Origin of the sequence: Streptomyces barringtoniae (assembly GCF_020819595.1) — a bacterium.
Taxonomy (GTDB): Bacteria; Actinomycetota; Actinomycetes; order Streptomycetales; family Streptomycetaceae; genus Streptomyces; species Streptomyces barringtoniae.
Window position 1 is genome coordinate 39269 of sequence record NZ_JAJHNP010000009.1, and the last position, 19596, is coordinate 58864.

General features: G+C 72.7%; 17 protein-coding genes. 6 read left to right on the forward strand and 11 right to left on the reverse strand.

The annotated features are described in order from the left end of the window. Window positions 1-42: 42 nt before the first annotated feature. The gene (locus LMU33_RS17640) at window positions 43-759 is read right to left on the reverse strand and encodes a TIGR03943 family putative permease subunit (RefSeq protein ID WP_228621339.1); all 717 of its coding nucleotides are present in this window, start codon (window positions 757-759) and stop codon (window positions 43-45) included. Further along, window positions 756-1775, reverse strand: a complete 1020-nt coding sequence (locus LMU33_RS17645; protein WP_228621340.1) for a permease — start codon at window positions 1773-1775, stop codon at window positions 756-758. The genes LMU33_RS17640 and LMU33_RS17645 overlap by 4 nt, the downstream gene beginning before the upstream one ends. 162 nt (window positions 1776-1937) lie before the next feature. Between LMU33_RS17645 and LMU33_RS17650 the strand changes: the two genes are divergently transcribed. After that, window positions 1938-3797: an NAD-binding protein gene (locus LMU33_RS17650; protein ID WP_228621341.1), complete on the forward strand. Its 1860-nt coding sequence runs from the start codon at window positions 1938-1940 to the stop codon at window positions 3795-3797. Between the two features lie 33 nt (window positions 3798-3830). Here LMU33_RS17650 and LMU33_RS17655 read toward each other — a convergent pair whose 3' ends face one another. Beyond that, window positions 3831-5648, reverse strand: coding sequence for a S9 family peptidase (locus tag LMU33_RS17655; RefSeq protein ID WP_228621342.1), 1818 nt, complete (start codon window positions 5646-5648; stop codon window positions 3831-3833). A gap of 83 nt (window positions 5649-5731) precedes the next feature. On the opposite strand from LMU33_RS17655, the gene LMU33_RS17660 reads away from it, so the two are divergent. Beyond that, on the forward strand, window positions 5732-6571 hold the full coding sequence (locus LMU33_RS17660) for a class I SAM-dependent methyltransferase (RefSeq protein WP_228621343.1): 840 nt from the start codon (window positions 5732-5734) through the stop codon (window positions 6569-6571). A gap of 43 nt (window positions 6572-6614) precedes the next feature. Then, window positions 6615-7406 carry an SURF1 family protein gene (locus LMU33_RS17665; protein ID WP_228621344.1) on the forward strand — a complete coding sequence of 264 codons (792 nt, stop codon included), beginning with the start codon at window positions 6615-6617 and terminating at the stop codon, window positions 7404-7406. A gap of 19 nt (window positions 7407-7425) precedes the next feature. Here LMU33_RS17665 and LMU33_RS17670 read toward each other — a convergent pair whose 3' ends face one another. The 4 genes from LMU33_RS17670 to LMU33_RS17685 all read right to left on the reverse strand — a co-directional run bounded on the left by LMU33_RS17670 (window position 7426) and on the right by LMU33_RS17685 (window position 12097). Next, window positions 7426-8607, reverse strand: a complete 1182-nt coding sequence (locus LMU33_RS17670; protein WP_228621345.1) for a hypothetical protein — start codon at window positions 8605-8607, stop codon at window positions 7426-7428. A gap of 128 nt (window positions 8608-8735) precedes the next feature. Next, window positions 8736-9419 carry a SigE family RNA polymerase sigma factor gene (locus LMU33_RS17675; RefSeq protein ID WP_228621346.1) on the reverse strand — a complete coding sequence of 228 codons (684 nt, stop codon included), beginning with the start codon at window positions 9417-9419 and terminating at the stop codon, window positions 8736-8738. Between the two features lie 316 nt (window positions 9420-9735). Next, window positions 9736-10794, reverse strand: coding sequence for an aspartate-semialdehyde dehydrogenase (locus LMU33_RS17680; RefSeq protein ID WP_228621347.1), 1059 nt, complete (start codon window positions 10792-10794; stop codon window positions 9736-9738). A gap of 31 nt (window positions 10795-10825) precedes the next feature. Further along, window positions 10826-12097, reverse strand: a complete 1272-nt coding sequence (locus LMU33_RS17685) for an aspartate kinase (protein WP_228621348.1) — start codon at window positions 12095-12097, stop codon at window positions 10826-10828. Window positions 12098-12270: 173 nt separating this feature from the next. On the opposite strand from LMU33_RS17685, the gene LMU33_RS17690 reads away from it, so the two are divergent. Further along, window positions 12271-13023 (forward strand): sulfite exporter TauE/SafE family protein, encoded by a 753-nt coding sequence (locus LMU33_RS17690; RefSeq protein WP_228621349.1) that lies wholly within the window; start codon window positions 12271-12273, stop codon window positions 13021-13023. 88 nt (window positions 13024-13111) lie between these two features. On the opposite strand, the gene LMU33_RS17695 is transcribed toward LMU33_RS17690, so the two are convergent. From LMU33_RS17695 to LMU33_RS17705, 3 genes are read right to left on the reverse strand one after another with little or no spacing between them, the layout of a single operon-like run. Then, complete coding sequence (locus LMU33_RS17695; protein ID WP_228621350.1) at window positions 13112-13774, reverse strand: DUF5063 domain-containing protein; 663 nt, start codon at window positions 13772-13774, stop codon at window positions 13112-13114. Next, window positions 13767-14366, reverse strand: a complete 600-nt coding sequence (recR, locus tag LMU33_RS17700) for a recombination mediator RecR (RefSeq protein WP_228621351.1) — start codon at window positions 14364-14366, stop codon at window positions 13767-13769. Before recR ends, LMU33_RS17695 begins: the two co-directional genes overlap by 8 nt. A 51-nt stretch (window positions 14367-14417) precedes the next feature. Beyond that, window positions 14418-14762 carry a YbaB/EbfC family nucleoid-associated protein gene (locus LMU33_RS17705; protein ID WP_228621694.1) on the reverse strand — a complete coding sequence of 115 codons (345 nt, stop codon included), beginning with the start codon at window positions 14760-14762 and terminating at the stop codon, window positions 14418-14420. Between the two features lie 288 nt (window positions 14763-15050). On the opposite strand from LMU33_RS17705, the gene LMU33_RS17710 reads away from it, so the two are divergent. Beyond that, window positions 15051-15800 carry an SLATT domain-containing protein gene (locus LMU33_RS17710; protein WP_228621352.1) on the forward strand — a complete coding sequence of 250 codons (750 nt, stop codon included), beginning with the start codon at window positions 15051-15053 and terminating at the stop codon, window positions 15798-15800. Window positions 15801-15843: 43 nt separating this feature from the next. Here LMU33_RS17710 and LMU33_RS17715 read toward each other — a convergent pair whose 3' ends face one another. Continuing rightward, window positions 15844-17874, reverse strand: coding sequence for a serine/threonine-protein kinase (locus LMU33_RS17715; RefSeq protein WP_228621353.1), 2031 nt, complete (start codon window positions 17872-17874; stop codon window positions 15844-15846). A 257-nt stretch (window positions 17875-18131) separates the two neighbouring features. Between LMU33_RS17715 and LMU33_RS17720 the strand changes: the two genes are divergently transcribed. Beyond that, window positions 18132-19487 (forward strand): aspartate aminotransferase family protein, encoded by a 1356-nt coding sequence (locus LMU33_RS17720; protein ID WP_228621354.1) that lies wholly within the window; start codon window positions 18132-18134, stop codon window positions 19485-19487. Window positions 19488-19596 lie beyond the last annotated feature (109 nt).

The window sequence follows — 19596 nt, forward strand, 5'->3', positions numbered from 1 at the left end:
CTCCGGCAACGAAGGGGCGACCGGCACTGCCGTGATCGGACGTCAGTTGTTCCAGCTCTCGTCGTACGGGTCGTGCGGCACCGGTACCGGTCTCGCCGCGGTGACCTTCAGATAGGGGATGGGGCCGTTGTTGACCGGGTCGTGGGTCATGCGGGGGGTGTAGGTGCCGGTCACCTCCAGCCAGGCGTCCGGGCGCAGGACCGGGGGGAGTTCGCCGGTAAGGGCGATCTTGACCGGCTGGGCGTCCGCGGCACAGCAGTTGAGGGCCATCCGGACCAGGTACGGCGCGCCCGAGTGGTCCAGGGCGAGGAAGCCGGTGACGCGGACGGTGCGGCCGTGCAGGGAGCGGCCGTGGCCGTAGGCCGCGCGGGAGGCGTAGTCGATCACGGAGAGGGGGGCCGGGTCGGCGGCGGGCAGTGCGCCGTAGACGTACGGCTTCTGCAGGGCCGTACCGGAGCGCAGGGCGCTGTAGGAGCCGAGGGCGGGAGGAGCGACGAGGATGAGGGCGAGGAGGGGGAGCAACAGGAGCCAGGAGATGCGGGGTTCGGGGTGTGCGTGCGCCTCGGTGGCGGCGGCCCTGGCGCGCCGGCGCTCGTACCAGACCGTCGCCAGCGCCGCCGCGATCAGGACCACTCCCGAGGCGAGCAGCAGCGGGCGCAGGCCCTCCTTGACGTAGCGGAGATAGAGGTCGGTGCTGCCCGCGTGGAGCAGGGCGGCGCCGAGCAGGAACATGACGGCGGACTGGGACTGGCGGTTCACAGCAGGACCGTCCCGGTGACGACAGCCCCCGTGATCGCCAGCGCGAAGGTGGCGGGGGCGAAGCGGAGGGCGAAGGTACGGCCGAAGGTGCCGGCCTGCATCGCGAACAGCTTGAGGTCGATCATGGGGCCCACCACCAGGAACACCAGCTTGGCCGTCAGGGAGAACTGGGTGAGGGAGGCCGCGACGAACGCGTCGGCCTCCGAGCAGATGGACAGCAGGACGGCGAGGACGGCCAGGGCCAGCACAGAGAAGACGGGGTTTCCTGCCGCCGTGCGCAGCCAGTCCGCGGGGGTCGCCGCCTTCAGCGTGGCCGCGGCCATCGCCCCGAGCACCAGGAAGCCGCCCGCGTGCACGGTGTCGTGCCGTACCGAGTTCCAGAACGCCTCCCCCTTCGTCGCGCCCTCGTGCGCGCCGTGGGCCGGCGGGCGCAGCCAGTCGGTGCGGCCCAGCCGCTGCCACAGCCAGCCCATCGCGCACGCCACCAGCAGGCTCGCCAGGAAGCGGGCCAGGACCATCTCGGGCCGGCCCGGGAAGGCGACGGCGGTGGCGGTCAGCACGATCGGGTTGATCGCGGGGGCGGAGAGGAGGAAGGCGAGGGCGGCGGCCGGGGTGACCCCTCTGCGCACCAGGGCGCCCGCCACCGGGACCGAGGCGCATTCGCAGCCGGGCAGCACCGCGCCCGCGATCCCGGCGACGGGGACGGCCAGGGCGGGGCGGCGCGGGAGGGCGCGCGCGAAGAAGGCCGGCGGTACGAACACCGCGATCGCCGCCGACAGCAGCACGCCGAGGACGAGGAAGGGCAGCGCCTGGACCGTCACCGCGACGAACACCGTCATCCAGCTCTGCATCAGCGGGGTGCCGAGGAGCCCGCGGATCGGGGACTGGGCGAGCACCGCGAGGAGCAGGATCAGCGTCAGCACGAGCGGGGAGCTGAGCCTGCGGCTGCCTGGGCCGCCCGGCTCGCCGGCGGGACCTGCCTCCGCGCCGGGCGGGGCGTCTTCCGTGATGGCCACGTGCGGTTACCTCCGGCTGGCTGTCCTCGTTCGCTCCCTCCCCTTCGGTACGCGAGTCGTCCCCCGGGTGTTCACACCGTTGCTGGAACCACTCCTCTCCTTGGGGCAGTCTTTTCCCTCGTGGGGAGCGTTCCGTATCAAGGTGGGCCCAGGGCCCCGCACATGGTGGTGTGCGGTGACGACGGGCTCGCGCACCGGCTGGCCGCCGAGCTGCGCGGAGTCTACGGCGAGCAGGTCACCCTCGTGGTACCGCCGAACGAGCGCACCGCCAGACCTCCGGTGGTCGGACGGGCCCGGTCCGCTTCGGCCGCGCTGTTCGACCGTATGGTCAACGCCGCGGTCGGCCGCGGCGGCACCGGATCCGGGTCGGGGCCCGGCTCCAGCTCGGGGTCCGGCTCCGGCTCCGGATCGGCAGCGACGGACCCGAGCACCGGCGGTTCGGGCGGCGCCGCCGGTGGTGGCAACGGCGGTGAGGCCCACGGGGTGCTGGAGGCCGCCGAGATCACCGAGTCCGTGCTCGCCCGGGCCGGAGTGGAACGGGCCGCCGCGCTCGCCCTCGTCTTCGACGACGACGAGACCAACATCCGCGCCGCGCTGACCGCCCGCCGGCTCAACCCGCGGCTGCGGCTCGTCCTGAGGCTCTACAACCGGCGGTTGGGCCAGCACATCGAGGAACTCCTCGACCAGGCCGCCGCGTTGGCCACGGGCAACGGCGAGGGCGGCACCGACGCGTCCACCACCGTGCTGTCCGACGCCGACACCGCCGCGCCCGCACTGGCCGCCACCGCCGTCGCCGGCACCAGCAAGGTCGTCCAGACCGAGGGGCTGCTGCTGCGGGCCGTCGAACGGCCGACGGCCGGCACCGGACTGTGCACCCTCGCCCTGCTCTCCCCGCCGGGCGCGGATCCCGAGGCCGGCGGGGACCAGGACCCCCGGCTGCTGCCGGACGACGACGAGGTACGGCAGGCCGCCGGCCGGCCGGCCGTGGTGCTGGAGCAGGTGTCCTCGGCGGGCGGCGGCGAGTCGGCCGCGCCCGGCCGTGGCGGGGTGCCGCCGTTCGCCTCGCTGTTCTCCCGGCGGCTGCGGTGGTCGCTGGCGGGCATGGTGGCGTGCGTGCTCGCGCTCGCCGTCGCGCTGTGGGTGGTCACCGGGATCCATCCGCTGCGGGCCTTCTATCTGACGCTGCTGGACATGTTCGCGATCGACGACCCCGCCCTCGGGGCGCCGCTCGGCCGGCAGATCCTCCAGCTCCTCTCCGGACTGGTCGGGTTGCTGCTGCTCCCGGTGCTGCTGGCGGCCGTGCTGGAGGCGCTGGGCACCTTCCGCACCGCCTCCGCCCTGCGCAAACCGCCGCGCGGTCTCGGCGGTCATGTGGTGCTGCTCGGACTCGGGAAGATCGGCACCCGGGTGCTGACCCGGCTGCGTGAGCTCAACATCCCGGTCGTGTGCGTCGAGTCCGACCCGGACGCGCGAGGCCTTGCGACCGCGCGACGGCTGCGGGTGCCGGTGGTGCTCGGGGACGTCACCCAGGAAGGGGTGCTGGAGTCCGCGAAGATCCACCGGGCGTACGCGCTGCTCGCGGTGACCAGCGCGGACACCACCAACCTGGAGGCCGTGCTGTACGCGCGGAGCGTACGGCCCGATCTGCGGGTGGTGCTGCGGCTGTACGACGACGACTTCGCCACCGCGGTGTACCGCACCCTGCGAGCCGCCTACCCGCACGCCCTCACCCGGAGCCGGAGCGTCACCCATCTTGCCGCGCCCGCGTTCGCCGGGGCGATGCTGGGACGGCAGGTGCTGGGCGCCATCGCGGTGGAGCGGCGGGTGCTGCTGTTCGCCGCGGTCGATGTCGCCGGGCACCCCCAGCTGGAGGGACGGACGGTACGGGACGCCTTCCGGGCCGGGTCCTGGCGGGTGCTGGCACTGGAGGGGCGCACCGACACGGCACCGGACCATGTGCTGGAGAAGGGGGACCGGGTCGTCGTCGCCGCCACCCGCAGGGGACTGGCGGAGCTCCGCTGACGCTCGCTCCAGCAGCCCCCCGGGTGGCGGCGCTCAGGAAGCGCCCAGGTGCCGGGCCGCGAAGTCCATCTCCAGTCTGACCTGCTTGATCCGCTCGTCCACCACCAGGGAGCCGTGCCCGGCGTCGTAGCGGTACACCTCGTGGATCGCGCCTCTCGTCTCCAGGCGCTTGACGTAGTTGTCGATCTGCCGGATCGGGCAGCGGGGGTCGTTGACGCCCGCCGAGATGTAGACCGGGGCCTTGACCGCGTCGACGTACGTGAGCGGGGACGAGGCCTCGAAGCGCTCGGGGACCTCCTCGGGGGTGCCGCCCAGCAGGGTGCGGTCCATGGCCTTCAGGGCCTCCATCTCGTCGTGGTACGCGGTGACGTAGTCCGCGACGGGCACGACCGCGATGCCCACCGTCCACGCGTCGGGCTGGGTGCCGAGGCCGAGCAGGGTGAGGTAGCCGCCCCAGGAGGCGCCGGTGAGGACCAGCCGGGCGGGGTCGGCGAGACCGGAGGAGACCGCCCAGTCGCGGACCGCGGCCACGTCCTCCAGCTCGATCAGGCCGACCCGGTGCTTCAGGGCGTCGGTCCAGGCGCGGCCGTAGCCGGTGGAGCCGCGGTAGTTGATACGGATCACCGCATACCCCTGGTCGACCCAGGCGGCCGGGCCGGCGGCGAAGGAGTCGCTGTCGTGCCAGGTCGGGCCGCCGTGCAGATCGAAGACCGTGGGCAGCGGGCCGCTCGCGCCCGCCGGCTTCTGGATCAGGGCGTGGACGCGGCCGCCGGGGCCCTCCACCCACGCGTCCTCCACGGCCACCGACGGCGGGCAGGCCATGCCGGGCGGGTCCAGGACGATGCCGCCGGACGTCGAGCGGACCGCGGGCGGTTCGGCGGCCGAGGACCACAGGTACTCCACGCTGCCGTCGGGGCGGGCGGTGGCGCCGGAGACCGTGCCGGGCGGGGTGGGGATGCGGGCCAGGTCTCGGCTCGCCAGGTCGTAGCGGAAGAGCTCGCTGCGGGCCTCGAAGCCGTGGGCGACGAGGAGGCCCGAGCCGTCCGGGTACCACTCGGCGCTGACGTCGCCCGGCAGGTCCAGGGCGAGGTCGGTCTCCTCGCCCGTCGCCACGTCCCACACCAGCGGCTCCCAGCGGCCCCGGCGCTGATGGCCGATGAGCAGCCGGGTGTCGCCGTCGACCGGCGCGAAGCCCAGCACCTCCAGGCCCAGTTCCTCGGTGCCGCCCTTGGTGTCGTCCAGCTCGGCGACCGGCGTGCCGTCCGGGCGGAGCACGCGCAGCGCCGCGTGCATGGCGTCGCCGTGCTCGGTGTGCTCGACGGCGATCAGGGAGCCGTCGTGCGAGAGGTCGCCGACGCCCGCCGACTCGCGGTGCCGGTAGATCTCGACCGGGTCCTCGCCCTCGCGGGCCAGGTGGATCGTCGTACCGTCCTCGTCCGTGGAGCGGCCGACGACCGCCGTGCGCCCGTCCCGGGACAGGGCGAGCCCCGCCGGGTAGGACGGGCCGAGGCCCGGGACGGCCGGCTCGTCCGGCCCTCCCTCGAAGGGCTGGCGGCGCCAGATGCCGAACTCGTCGCCGTCCTTGTCGTCGAACCACCAGATCCAGGCGCCGTCCGGAGAGAGCTCGCCGTCCGTCGTGCCGGTCGGCCGGTGCGTCGCCTGCCGCTGCCCGCCCGTCGCGCGGTCCCATGCGTACAGCTCGTACGTGCCCGTCGCGTTCGACACGAACAGGGAGCGGTCCGGTGCGTCCTCCGCCCAGTCGGGCAGCGACACCCGCGGCGCCCGGAAGCGCTTCTCCCAGTCCGGCATGCCGGCCGTGTCCCGCACGCCCGGCCCGTTGCTCTCACTCATCGCCCCAATCATGCGCCCATACTGCCTGGCCGCGCCGACAATTGGGTGGCGGGTGTGCGCAGCCTGTGGATAACTTCCCGACCATGAGCACCCAGGTCGACCACCACTCCGCCCCCGACGGCTGGCGCGAGGACAACCGGGCCATGTGGGACGAGCGTGTGCCGGTGCATGTGGCCGGTGAGTACTACGATCTCGACGGCTTCCGGGCCCACCCGGACGTCCTGCGCGACTTCGAGACCGCCGAGGTCGGCGACGTCACCGGCAGGACACTCCTCCATCTCCAGTGCCACATCGGGACCGACACCCTGTCCTGGGTCCACCGGGGCGCCGCCCGCGTCGTCGGCCTGGACTTCTCCGCCCCGGCCGTGGAGGCCGCCCGCTCCCTCGCCGCCGGCCTCGGCCACGGTCCCGAGCGCGCCGCCTTCGTCACCAGCGACGTGTACGACGCGGCCGACGCCGTGCCCGAGTCCTCGTACGACATCGTCTACACCGGCCTGGGCGCGCTGTGCTGGCTGCCCGACATCCGCCGCTGGGCGCGGACGGCCGCCTCCCTCGTCGCCCCCGGCGGCTTCCTCTACCTCGCCGAGTTCCACCCGATCACCGAGGCCCTGGACGACGCGACCGGCTCGCTGATCGTGCGCGACTACTTCCGCCGCGGCGCCCAGGTGTGGGACGAACCCGGCACCTACGCCGACCCGGACGCCGTCACCGTCCACAACCGCAGCGTGGAGTGGCAGCACACCCTCGGCGACGTGGTCTCCGCGCTCGCCGCGGCCGGGCTGCGCATCGAGTTCCTGCACGAGCACGACGTGTCGCTGTTCCCGCGCTTCCAGAACTTCGAGGTCCGCGACGGCTACCACCGCTTCCCGGCGGACCACCCGCGCATCCCGCTGATCTACTCCCTCAAGGCGAGCAAGGGCTGACCCGCGGGCGGGCGCCCGGCGGCGGCGCCGTACCGTGGGAGGCGTGTACCGGTTTCTGCTGACACCCCGCTGGTGGGGCATCAACGTCTTCGTGCTGCTCGCCATCCCGTTCTGCGTCTTCATGGGGTCCTGGCAGCTGAGCCGGTTCGAGGGCCGGGTGCAGGAGCACCGCAGCGCGACCGAGCAGGCCGCGTCCGACCGGCACGAGGCCGCGCGCCCGCTGGAGTCGATGCTGCCCGTCGACAAGGCCACCTCGGGCCGCCGGGTCACCGCGAGCGGGCACTACGGCGCGCAGCTGCTGGTGCCCGGCCGGCAGCTCGACGGCAGGAACGGCTTCTACGTCCTCACCCTGCTGCGCACCGGCTCCGGCAAGGCGCTGCCGGTGGTGCGGGGCTGGCTGCCGGGCAGGGCGGAGGCGGCGAAGGCGCCCGCTGCGCCGAGCGGTGAGGTCACCGTCACCGGCGCGCTGCAGGCCTCCGAGACGCCGGGGGACAACGGGGTCAGCGCGGCCGGCGGGCTGCCGGCCGGGCAGACGGCGGCGATCAGCACGGCCTCGCTGGTGAACCTGGTGCCGGACAAGCTGTACGACGCCTGGGTGACCCTGGACAAGGCCGACGCCGGGATGAAGGCCGTGCCCGCGACGGCACCGGACGGCACCGGGCTGGACCTGAAGGCCTTCCAGAACCTCGGCTACACCGGGGAGTGGTTCGTCTTCGCCGGGTTCGTGGTGTTCATGTGGTTCCGCCTGGTACGACGAGAGGCCGAGGCCGCGCGGGACGCCGCGCTGGGCCTGGTGCCGCAGGAGCCGGACCGGGAGCCGGTGGCCGGCGGCTGAGCACGAGCGGCCCGAAGGGCTACGCCCCCGCCAGCACCCCGGTGTAGATGACCGTCCCCGCACACTCCCCCGTCACCGTCGCCGTGGCCGCGGGGGACCCCCCCTGCGCGGTGTGGGTGATCTGCACGCTGCCGTCGGCCGTGCCGTCCTCGGTCATCAGCTGGGTGGTGGTCCCCGCCGAGCTCCCGCCGTCGGCCGAACCGCCGGTGGCACTCGCGTCCTGGCTCGGCGACGGATCCGGTGTGGGACCACCGGTCTGCGAGCCGCCGGTGGTGCTGGTGCCGCCGCCGGTGGTGGGACAGGTCTCGGAGGGTACGAAGGCGAACTTCTCCTCGTACGCCGCGCTCGGCTGCAGGACCAGTCCGGTGACCTCCAGGGAGGGGTCGGGCAGTCCGGTCGCCGCGTCCCCGGCCACATGCCGGGCGGTGCCGATCTTGGCCGGGTCGGCCGCGCCCGTCGCGGTTGGGGTGATGGTGCCCGCGCCGGCGACGGTGCAGGCGGTGGAGGAGACGTTGACGACGCGGAAGGTGCCGTAGACCACGCCCGCGGTGTCGGGGGCGACGGCGGTGCCGGTGGCCGAGCCCAGCTGGGCCGTCGTGCACAGCGGGACGCCGCTCGAGGCGAGGGTGGAGGACGGGTTGGCGCCGCCGGTGGAGCCGGCGGTGCCGCTGCCGCCGCCCTTGCCCTTCGTCCCGGACCTGCCGGGCTCCTTGCCGGGCTTGGCGGTCGTACCGCCGTCGTCCTTCGTGCCGCCCGTGGCGCCGCCCTTGTCCTTGCCCTGCCCGGTGCCGCCCTGGGCCTGGGAGGACTGGCCGGCCATGGCGGTGTTGGGGTCGGTGCCGCCGGACTCGGAGACGTGCACGAGGGCGGGGATCGCGGTGCCGATGAACAGGGCCGCGGCGGCCATGCCGACGGCGGCCTGCCGCTTGCGGGCCCGCCGCGCGGGCACGGCCCGGCGCAGATGCTCCAGCGTGCCGGTGCGCGGCTCGATGTCGTCGACGGCGGAGTGCAGCATCCGGCGCAGGGCCGACTCGTCGCCACCGAGGCCGTCGAGATCCTTCCCGAGACCGTCGAGATCCTTGCCGAGGCCGTCGGGCTCGAAGCCGTCCGCATCGGCGCCGGGACCGCCCTGACGCCTGCCGCGTCCGTCCGGGCCCTGGTCGAGGCCCTCCGGGCCCTTCTCGTCGGGGCCGTGGTTCACAGTTCCGTTCCCAGCGTGCGATTGCGTGTGTTCTTGCTCATCCCGCCTCGTCGGCTCGTGCCAGGCGAAGGGCTCGTGACGTTCGTGGGAATGGCGTTCATCGGAATCGCCCCCTTCGGCGCGCTCGCTCATGCCGGTGCCTCCATGGCCACCCGCAGCGCGGCGATGCCCCGCGAGCCGTACGCCTTCACCGAGCCCAGGGAGATCCCGAGGCTCTCGGCGACCTGCGCCTCGGTCATGTCCGCGAAGTAGCGCAGGACCAGGACCTCGCGCTGGCGGCGCTGCAGGCCCTTCATCGCCTTGATGAGGTCGCGGCGCTCCAGCTGGTCGTAGGCGCCCTCCTCCGCGCTCGCCATGTCCGGCATCGGCTTGGAGAGCAGCTTCAGGCCGAGTATGCGGCGGCGCAGGGTCGAGCGGGAGAGGTTGACGACGGTCTGCCTGAGGTAGGCGAGGGTCTTCTCTGGGTCGCGGACGCGCTTGCGGGCCGAGTGCACACGGATGAAGGCCTCCTGGACCACGTCCTCGCAGGAGGCGGTGTCGTCCAGGAGCAGCGCGGCGAGGCCGAGCAGCGAGCGGTAGTGCGCCCGGTAGGTCTCGGTGAGGTGGTCGACGGTCGTGCCGGCGACCTCGGTCGCCGCGGTGGTCGCGGCGTCCTCGGCACCGTCACGCTGACTGGGTATGCGGGCGGGCCGCGCTGCGGGCATGGGCGCGATCACCGGCATGCCGCCGGGCGTGCGGGGCCGGACCGCCGCACGGGGCGGCCGGAGGGCCGCCGCGCCGCGGGCCGCGCTGAGTTCGAGTACCTCTGCCACGCCAGTTGGACACGTCTCCCCCCGCCAGGGTTGTACGTGCCGGGCGTCACATGTGCGACAACCGGCCGAGCCTCAAGTGACGTCATGCGTCCCGCTCTTCCCCTATATCCGATATGGGAGGGTGTCCCCACACCCGGCCCGATCACGGCGTCCCCACGCCCGAAGAGTGACGGCAAAGACGCTCCCCGCCCTCCGCACGGTTGCGGGGACGGGGAGGGAAATCCTCTGTTGCCTTGAGCAATGGTTCAAGTGGTTTGGACCATGTCCCGGGCCACACTTCTTACACAGATCCTACAAAGTTCTTGTAAGACCGGGATCAGCGGTCGGCCCACTCCGCCGCGACCAGCTCCGCGATCTGGGCGGTGTTCAGCGCGGCCCCCTTGCGGAGGTTGTCGCCGCACACGAAAAGCTCGAGCGCGGTCGGGTCGTCCAGGGCCCGCCGCAGCCGGCCCACCCAGGTCGGGTCGGTGCCCACGACGTCCGCGGGTGTGGGGTACTCGCCGGCGGCCGGATCGTCGCACAGCACCACGCCGGGCGCGGTCGCGAGGATCTCCCGGGCGCGGTCGACCGTGACCTCGCCCTGGAAGCGGGCGTGCACGGTCAGGGAGTGGGTGGTGATCACCGGGACGCGCACACAGGTGACGGCGACCGGCAGCCGCGGCAGCCCGAGGATCTTGCGGGACTCGTCGCGGACCTTCATCTCCTCCGAGGACCAGCCGTCCTCCCTCAGCGACCCGGCCCACGGCACGACGTTCAGCGCGACCGGCTCCGGGAACGGCCCGGTGTCCTCCCCGACGGCCCGCCGTACGTCGCCGGGCTTGGTGCCCAGCTCGGTGCCGGCCACCAGGGACAGCTGGGCCCGCAGGGTGTCCACACCGGCCCGCCCGGCCCCGCTCACCGCCTGGTACGACGACACCACCAGCTCGCGCAGGCCGAACTCGGCGTGCAGCGCGCCCAGGGCGACGATCATCGTCAGAGTCGTGCAGTTGGGGTTGGCGACGATCCCGCGCGGGCGCACCCGTACGGCGTGCGGGTTGACCTCGGGCACCACGAGCGGCACCTCGGGGTCCAGCCGGAAGGCGGCGGAGTTGTCGACGACCACCGCGCCGCGCGCGGCGGCGATCGGCGCCCACTGCGCGGCGACCTCGTCGGGGACGTCGAACATGGCGATGTCGACGCCGTCGAAGGCCTCCTCGCTCAGGGCCACCACCTCGACCTCCTCGCCGCGCACGGCCAGCTTGCGGCCGGCCGAGCGCGGGGAGGCGATCAGGCGGATCTCGCCCCAGACGTCCGCGCGCTGGGACAGGATCTGGAGCATGACCGCGCCGACGGCTCCGGTCGCTCCCACGACCGCGAGCGTCGGCTTGCCGGTCATCGTCGTACGCCTCCGTACGTCGTGGAGACGGTCATCGGCCGGTGCCGCCGTAGACGACGGCCTCGTCGGTGTCGGAGTCGAGCCCGAAGGCGGTGTGCACGGCGCGCACGGCCTCCGGCACGTCGTCCTTGCGGGTGACGACCGAGATACGGATCTCGGAGGTCGAGATCAGCTCGATGTTCACCCCCGCGTCGCTCAGCGCCTCGAAGAAGGAGGCGGTGACGCCCGGGTTGGTCTTCATGCCCGCGCCGACCAGCGAGATCTTGCCGATCTGGTCGTCGTAGCGCAGCGAGTCGAAGCCGATGCCCGACCGGCTCCTCTCCAGCGCGTCGATGGCCTTGCGGCCCTCGGTCTTCGGCAGCGTGAAGGAGATGTCCGTCAGGCCCGTGGAGGCGGCGGACACGTTCTGCACGACCATGTCGATGTTGATCGCGGCATCGGCGATGGCCCGGAAGATCGCGGCCGCCTCACCCGGCTTGTCCGGCACACCGACGACCGTGATCTTGGCCTCGGAGGTGTCGTGCGCGACACCGGAGATGATGGCCTGCTCCACCTTCTTGTCCCCAATCGGCTCACTGCTGACCCAGGTGCCCTGCAGCCCGCTGAAGCTGGACCGGACATGGATCGGGATGTTGTAGCGGCGGGCGTACTCCACACAGCGGTGGAGCAGCACCTTGGAGCCGGAGGCCGCGAGCTCCAGCATGTCCTCGAAGGCGATCCAGTCGATCTTCTTCGCCTTCTTCACCACACGCGGGTCGGCGGTGAACACGCCGTCGACGTCGGTGTAGATCTCGCAGACCTCGGCGTCGAGCGCGGCGGCGAGCGCCACGGCCGTGGTGTCGGACCCGCCACGGCCCAGCGTGGTGATGTCCTTCTTGTCGGCGCTGACGCCCTGGAACCCGGCGACGATCGCGATGTTGCCCTTGTCCAGCGAATCCCGGATCCGGCCCGGCGTGACGTCGATGATCCGGGCTTTGTTGTGGACCGAGTCGGTGATGACGCCTGCCTGGCTGCCGGTGAAGGACTGGGCCTCGTGACCCAGGTTTTTGATCGCCATCGCCAGCAGGGCCATGGAGATCCGCTCTCCGGCGGTCAGCAGCATGTCGAACTCACGCCCGGCAGGCATCGGAGAAACCTGCTCGGCGAGATCGATCAGCTCGTCCGTCGTGTCGCCCATCGCGGAAACGACGACGACAACCTGGTTGCCGTTCTTCTTCGCTTCCACGATCCGCTTGGCGACGCGCTTGATGCCCTCGGCATCGGCTACGGAGGAGCCTCCGTACTTCTGCACGACAAGGCCCACGTGCGCTCCTCGCTCGGTTCGTTTGTGTCGGCTCAGTCTAACGAGCGCCCGAATTCCACCACCCTGCTCCCGCATGGTGAGACATCGTGCGTCCCGCGTCCGGCACCTGCCCAGCCTCCGCCGGGCCACGCGGGAAAGTGCCCCGGGTCACACTGGTGGCACCTGGTTGCCACATGAACTTTCAACCAACGGGGGGCGAGATGACGGAGGCGCTGCTCGCGGCCATCGTCCTGGTCGGCGGATGCGTGCAGTGGCTGACCGGAATGGGCTTCGCCCTGGTCGCCGTACCGGCGCTGGTACTGCTGCTCGGCCCCGCCGACGGGGTGGTGCTCGCCAACTGTGCCGCCGGCGCGATCAGTGTCGTGGGCCTCGCGGGCGGCTGGCGCCGCGTCCGTCCGGCGGCGATGGTGCCGCTGTGCGCGGCGGCGGCCTGCACGGTACCGGCGGGCGCCTGGACGACCCGCCAACTCCCCCGTCCCGCCCTGCTGTTGGTGATGGGCGCCCTGGTGACGACGGCCGTCCTGCTGGTGATGCGCGGCGCCCGGGTGCCGGCCCTGCGGGGCGGCAGGGGAGCGGTGACGGCCGGCGCCCTCGGCGGCTTCATGAACGCGGCGGCGGGCGTGGGCGGCCCGCCGGTGTCCCTGTACGCCCTCAACGCGGGCTGGACGGTACGGGAGTTCGTGCCGAACGCGCAGTTCTACGGCGTCGCCGTCAACGCCTTCTCGATCGCCGCGAACGGCACACCGCATCTGACGGCCACTCAAGTCGCCGTGGTCGTCGCGGCGATGACACTCGGCGCCCTGATCGGCCACACCGTCGCCGCCCGCATCCCCGAGCACCGGGCCCGCCACCTGGTCCTCCTCCTGGCTCTGACGGGCGGCGGCACGGCGATGGGGAAGGGGCTGTGGGGGCTTTCAGGGCTGTGAGGACTGCGAAGGCGGTGCCGGACTCAAGGCGAGGCGGCCGGGCCGACGCACACCCCGCCGTACGCCGACGCGGAGGCGCCGCTCGCGGTCACTTCCCCTGCCGCATCCCCAGCGGTCCGCCGATCTCCTGGGCCATGACCCGTCCCGCCTCGAACTCCAGGGTCTCGTCGCCCATGTCGGACTGGTCGGTGTCGAGGCCGTCCAGTTCCTCCAGGGGCTGGTTGAGGCGGACGTGGATGAGGACCGACTGCAGGGCGCGCAGGACGGCGGAGGCCGTGGGGCCCCAGTTGGAGAAGTAGGAGAACTGCCACCACCACAGGGCCTCCGTGGTGCGGCCCGCGCGGTAGTGGGCCATGCCGTGGCGGAGGTCGGTGATGACGTCGGCGAGGTCGTCGGAGATCCGGGCCGGCACGGGGGCCTTGCGGGGCTCGTACGGGTCGAAGACCTCGGAGTAGACGTCGACCGGCTCCAGGAGGCGGGCCAGGTTCTCGCGGAGTCCGTCCACGTCCGGCTCGGGGCCCAGGTCGGGCTCGTAGCGCTCCTCGGGGACGAGGTCCTCGTGGGCGCCCAGGCGTCCGCCGGCCAGCAGCAGCTGGGAGACCTCCAGGAGGAGGAAGGGAACGGTCGAGCCGGGCTCGTCGCCCCTCGCCACCTCCGTGACGGCCACCAGGAAGCTCTCGATCTGGTCCGCGATCTGGACCGCGAAGTCGTCCGGGTTCCGACCGGTCGCGTGCAGTGTGGCGTCAGACATCTAGGAGTCGTCTCCCCTCGAAGGCGCGGCCGAGGGTGACCTCGTCCGCGTATTCCAGGTCGCCACCCACCGGGAGGCCGCTGGCCAGGCGGGTGACCTTCAGGCCCATGGGTTTGATCATGCGGGCGAGATAGGTGGCCGTGGCCTCGCCCTCAAGATTGGGGTCCGTCGCAAGGATCAGCTCCATGACCGTACCGTCGGCCAACCGCGCGAGAAGTTCTCGTATACGCAGGTCGTCGGGACCGACACCCTCGATCGGGCTGATGGCGCCGCCCAGGACGTGGTACCGGCCGCGGAACTCCCTGGTCCGCTCGACGGCCACGACGTCCTTCGGTTCCTCCACCACACAGATGACGGAGGGATCCCGCCGCGGGTCACGGCAGATGTTGCACAGCTCCTCCTGCGCCACGTTGCCGCAGGTCGCGCAGAAGCGGACCTTCGCCTTGACCTCCAGGAGCGCCTGCGCGAGCCGCTTCACGTCCGTCGGCTCGGCCTGCAGGATGTGGAAGGCGATCCGCTGCGCGCTCTTGGGACCGACGCCGGGCAGCCGCCCCAACTCGTCGATGAGGTCCTGGACCACGCCTTCGTACACCGGACTGCCCTTCCTTAAGACCTATCGGTACGTACCGTAGTTGGCCCGGCCTCAGAACGGCAGACCGGGGATGCCCGTGCCGCCGCCGAGACCCTGGGCCAGGGGGCCGAGCTTCTGCTGCTGCAGCGTCTGCGCGTTCTCGTTCGCCGCGTGCACGGCCGCGACGATCAGGTCGGCGAGGGTCTCGGTGTCCTCCGGGTCGACCGCCTTCGGGTCGATCTTCAGCGCGCGCAGCTCGCCGGCGCCGGTCACCGTGGCCCTCACCAGCCCGCCGCCCGCCTGCCCGTCGACCTCCGTGTTCGCCAGTTCCTCCTGCGCCCGCTGCAGGTCCTGCTGCATCTTCTGGGCCTGCTGGAGCAACTGCTGCATGTTGGGCTGGCCACCACCGGGGATCACGATCAGCTCCTCTGCGTTCTTCTCCTTGAGCACGAGCCTACGTGGTCCACGCGCGCGTCGCCCCGCCACTCTTTCGAGTGAGAAGCGCGGCAGCCCTATACCTGATCAAGGCCCTCTTCCGAGCGGAAAAGCCGGCAAAGGTCCTTCTTCGCCACCCATTGGGCGGTAGGAAGGGTGCCGCGCGTCGGCATGGAATCGGCATGTGAGCGGCATGGAATCGGCATGGGCTGTCACACAGCGTGACCGGTCGTGCGTCAGGGATCAGCTGGGATCAGTAGGGAGTGCCGGGTGGGTCAGCCGGAGATGCAGCCCGAGGGTCCGCCTCAGGACGGGCGGGGCGAGGGTGCGGCCGGGCTGCGGCCGGGCGATCTGACCGGGCGGGCCTTTCCGCTCGGGGACTGGGGCGAGCCCGCCGAACGGCTCGACGAGCTGTACCGGTGGGTGGAGCGCGGGGCACTGCAGACGGCGTCCTGGTATCTGCGGGACCGGACGTGGAAGCGGCGCGGCGCCCGGATCCTGCGCTCGGGCGCGGCGGCGGGCGCGGTGGCCGGGGCGGCGCTCCCCCTGCTGGACCTCGCCGGGGCGGCCCACGGGGTCGCGCCCTGGGGCTGCCTGGCGCTGCTGCTCGCCGTCGCCTGCGTCGGCATCGACCGGTTCTTCGGCGTGACGTCGGGCTGGATAAGGGACGTGGCCACCGCACAGGCGGTACAGCGGCGGCTGCAGGCGTTGCAGTTCGACTGGGCCTCCGAGAGCATCCGGGAGGTGCTGGGCCCGGCGGAGGGCACGGCGAGCGAGGCGGCCGAGCGGTGCCTGGCGGTGCTGCGGCGCTTCGCGGAGGACGTCACGGAACTGGTGCGCACGGAGACGACCGACTGGATGGTCGAGTTCCGCACCGGTTCCGCGCCGCTGGGCATGCAGTCGGCGGTGGCCTACGTGCCCCGGCAGGAGGCCGCGGGACCGGCGGGCCGCTTTCCGCTGCCGCCCGCGAACGGGACCCGGCCGAACATGCCACGGCAGCGGCCGCCGGAGCCGCGGTAGGCAGCCCGGTGACGGGTCCGCGAACCTCACTGCCCGGTGTGCGTCACTGCTTGGTGTACGTCAGGCTCTCCCCGCCGCCCGCCTTCGCCCGCCTCAGGCTGCCGTCCGGCAGCAGGGTGACCTCGGTGGCCTCGCCCGGAGTGCAGGACGAGGCGGGCTCGCCACTGGTGACGGTGGACGGCCCGATCTCCAACGGCCCGTCCGTGCTGGGCTGTTGGGCGAGCTTGGCGTCGAAGACACAGTGGTAGGTGCCACCGCCGTCCGTCGGCCCGTCCGCGACCAGCGTCAGCACGCTGTCGCCCACCCGCCCCTGCCGGATGGTCAGTTGGCGGGTGTTGGTCCCGTTGGCGTTGTCGATGGTCGTCTCCCAGGTACCCAGGTAGGCGGCCGGAACCGCCCCGTCCGAGGAGGCGGAGGCGGACGCGGAGTCGGACGGCTCCGGCCCGGTCGTGCTGGGCGCCCCCGAGGTACCCGAGGTGCTGACGGTGGGCGCGGGGCTGACGGGGCCGCCACCCTTGTCGTCGTCCCCGCCGCCGTTCCTCATCAGCGCATACACCGAGCCGCCCGCGCCCAGCGCCACCACCAGCGCGATCACGACGAGCAGCGCGGTCGACCGGCCACTGCGCCGCTCCGGCTCCCGCACCCCACCGGCGGGCGGCGGCCCGTACGGCGGCGTGGACCCGAGCCCGCCGCCATAGGGGGTGTACGACTGCGGGGCCCCGCCCCACGCCCCGGCGCCCGGCTGGGGATACCCGTAGGCACCGCCCGAGTGCGCATACGGCTGAGGCTGCGGATGCTGCTGCGGATACCCGTACGCCCCCGGCGCGGCCCCGAACCCCGGTACCGTCGGCGGCGCCCCCGGCGGCGGAGTCTGCCCCGCCACGACGGTCGGCAGATGATTCACCCCGCCCGCGCCCCCCGGCTGTCCCACCGCCCCCGGCGCACTCCCGTCATCGGCAACGGCAGCGTGCTCGGGCGACACGACGCCGTCACCACTGCCCGGGCCGGAACCCACGGCGCCCGCCGGCGCCGAAGCCGCCCCACCGGCACCACCCGCGCCCGCCGGCGGCGAATCCGCCCCACCGGGGCCATCCGCAGGCCCGGTGCCCCCCGGCGTACCCGCCCCCGCCGACGCAGACCCGTCCCCCTCCGGATCCTCGACCTCCAGCAACTGCACCGCATGTCGGCCGAGTTGCGCGACCAGCGCCCCCGGCAGCCAGGGATCCCGGGACCGCCCCCCGGCCACGGTGTCCTCCGCCCCCGTCCGCTCCAGAACGGCATCCAGCGAGGGCCGGGCCCCGGGATCCTTGCGCAGGCAGTCCCGCACCAGATCGCCGATCCCCTCCGGCACCCCCGTCAGATCCGGCTCCTCCTGAGCGATCCGGAACATCAGCGCGTGCACCCCGCTGTTGGCGCTCCCGAACGGCAGCGACCCGGTCGCCGCGTACGCCAGCACCGACCCGAGGCAGAAGACGTCGCAGGCCGACGTGATCCGGTCCCCCCGCACCTGCTCGGGCGCCATGAACCCCGGCGAACCCACCAGCGACCCGGTCCGGGTCAGCCCCTCCCCGCCCAGCGAGGTCGTCTCCAGCGCCCGGGCGATCCCGAAGTCGATGACACGTGGCCCGTCGATCGTCACGAGCACGTTCGACGGCTTCAGGTCCCGGTGGACGATGCCCGCCGCGTGGATGTCCTTCAGCGCGTGCGCGAGCCCCGCCGCGAGGATCCGCACCGACCGCTCGGGCAGCGCCCCGTGGTCGTGCCCGACCACCTGCTGCAGGCTCGGCCCGGCCACGTACCCCGTGGCCACCCACGGCACCGGCGCCTCGGTGTCCGCGTCCAGCACGGGCGCGGTCCAGTACCCGCCGACCCGCCGCGCGGCCTGCACCTCCTGCCGGAACCGCGCCCGGAACTCCTCCTGCTCGGCGAGCTCCTGGCGGACCAGTTTCACGGCGACGGTCCGGCCCCGGTCCGACCGGGCCAGATACACGTGCCCCATGCCGCCCGCGCCCAGTCGCGCCAGCAGCCGGTAACCCCCGATGCGCTGCGGATCCCCCGCCCCGAGCTTCTCCATGCCCGCCCTGCCCTCCCCCGGGACACACGTCGCATACGCGTGCAACAGACTGAGAATAATGCGGCCCCACGCGGAGTCGCGTGGCCCGGCGCCTACGGTTCCGTAACAGGCTTGTCCGGCTTGCCCCGCTCGTCCGGGACCGCCGGCAGCCGCTCCGGCAGCCGTACCGGGTGTCGACAACCTGTCGCGGAAACCCCCCGTCCAGGGAACAAGACGCCGATGTCGCTTCCGCATCGCGGACATTTACCCTCGGCCGCATGACCCCTCAGCCCAACCCCGACGCCGGAGCCGCAGTCAAGGCGGCGGACCGCGCGCACGTCTTCCACTCCTGGTCCGCCCAGGACCTCATCGACCCGCTCGCCGTCGCCGGCGCCGAGGGGTCGTACTTCTGGGACTACGACGGCAAGCGGTACCTGGACCTCACCAGCGGGCTCGTCTACACGAACATCGGCTACCAGCACCCGAAGGTCGTCGCGGCCGTCCAGGAGCAGGCGGCGAAGATGACGACCTTCGCGCCCGCCTTCGCGATCGAGGCGCGCTCGGAGGCGGCCCGGCTGATCGCCGAACGGACCCCCGGCGACCTGGACAAGATCTTCTTCACCAACGGCGGCGCCGACGCCGTCGAGCACGCGGTGCGCATGGCCCGGCTGCACACGGGCCGCCCCAAGGTGCTCTCGGCCTACCGGTCGTACCACGGCGGCACCCAGCAGGCGGTCAACATCACCGGCGACCCGCGCCGCTGGGCCAGCGACAGCGGCACGAACGGCGTCGTCCACTTCTGGGCGCCGTTCCTCTACCGCTCCCGCTTCTACGCCGAGAACGAGGAGCAGGAGACCGCGCGCGCCCTGGAGCACCTGGAGACCACGATCGCCTTCGAGGGGCCGGGCACGGTCGCGGCGATCATCCTGGAGACCATCCCCGGCACGGCCGGAATCATGGTCCCGCCGCCCGGCTACCTGGCCGGGGTCCGCGAGATCTGCGACCGCCACGGCATCGTCTTCATCCTGGACGAGGTCATGGCCGGTTTCGGGCGCACGGGTGAGTGGTTCGCCGCCGATCTCTTCGGTGTCGTACCCGACCTGGTGACCTTCGCCAAGGGTGTGAACTCGGGTTACGTGCCGCTCGGCGGTGTCGCCATTTCACAGGAGATCGCCGAGACCTTCGGCAAGCGGCCCTACCCCGGCGGTCTGACGTACTCCGGGCACCCGCTGGCCTGCGCCGCCGCCGTCGCCACGATCGACGTGATGGCGCAGGAGGGCGTCGTCGAGAACGCGGCGCGCCTCGGCGAGACCGTCCTCGCCCCCGCCCTCGCCGGGCTGGCCGAACGCCACCCGAGCGTCGGCGAGGTGCGCGGCGTCGGCATGTTCTGGGCGCTGGAGCTCGTGAAGAACCGCGAGACCCGCGAGCCGCTGGTGCCGTACAACGCGGCCGGTGAGGCGAACGCCCCGATGGCCGCGTTCGCGGCCGCCGCCAAGCAGCACGGCGTGTGGCCCTTCGTGAACATGAACCGCACCCATGTGGTCCCGCCGTGCAATGTCACGGAGGCCGAGCTGAAGGAGGGCCTCGCCGCCCTCGACGCCGCGCTGAGCGTGGCGGACGAGTACACGGCGTAACCGAACCACGCCTGCCGCCGGGGAGACCCGAACGCGTATGGTGACGTGCTCGTAAGAAAATCTCGTGAGAGATGCGCGAGCACGTCGTCCACGCGTGAGGAGTGACCCC

Bases quoted from the DNA above. Each gene is read 5' to 3' on its own strand.
- LMU33_RS17715 (WP_228621353.1), bottom strand. From the start codon at position 17,874: ATGGAGAAGCTCGGGGCGGGGGATCCGCAGCGCATCGGGGGTTACCGG.
- LMU33_RS17720 (WP_228621354.1), top strand. From the start codon at position 18,132: ATGACCCCTCAGCCCAACCCCGACGCCGGAGCCGCAGTCAAGGCGGCG.
- LMU33_RS17690 (WP_228621349.1), top strand. From the start codon at position 12,271: ATGAACTTTCAACCAACGGGGGGCGAGATGACGGAGGCGCTGCTCGCG.
- LMU33_RS17680 (WP_228621347.1), bottom strand. From the start codon at position 10,794: ATGACCGGCAAGCCGACGCTCGCGGTCGTGGGAGCGACCGGAGCCGTC.
- LMU33_RS17660 (WP_228621343.1), top strand. From the start codon at position 5,732: ATGAGCACCCAGGTCGACCACCACTCCGCCCCCGACGGCTGGCGCGAG.
- LMU33_RS17695 (WP_228621350.1), bottom strand. From the start codon at position 13,774: ATGTCTGACGCCACACTGCACGCGACCGGTCGGAACCCGGACGACTTC.
- LMU33_RS17650 (WP_228621341.1), top strand. From the start codon at position 1,938: ATGGTGGTGTGCGGTGACGACGGGCTCGCGCACCGGCTGGCCGCCGAG.
- LMU33_RS17655 (WP_228621342.1), bottom strand. From the start codon at position 5,648: ATGAGTGAGAGCAACGGGCCGGGCGTGCGGGACACGGCCGGCATGCCG.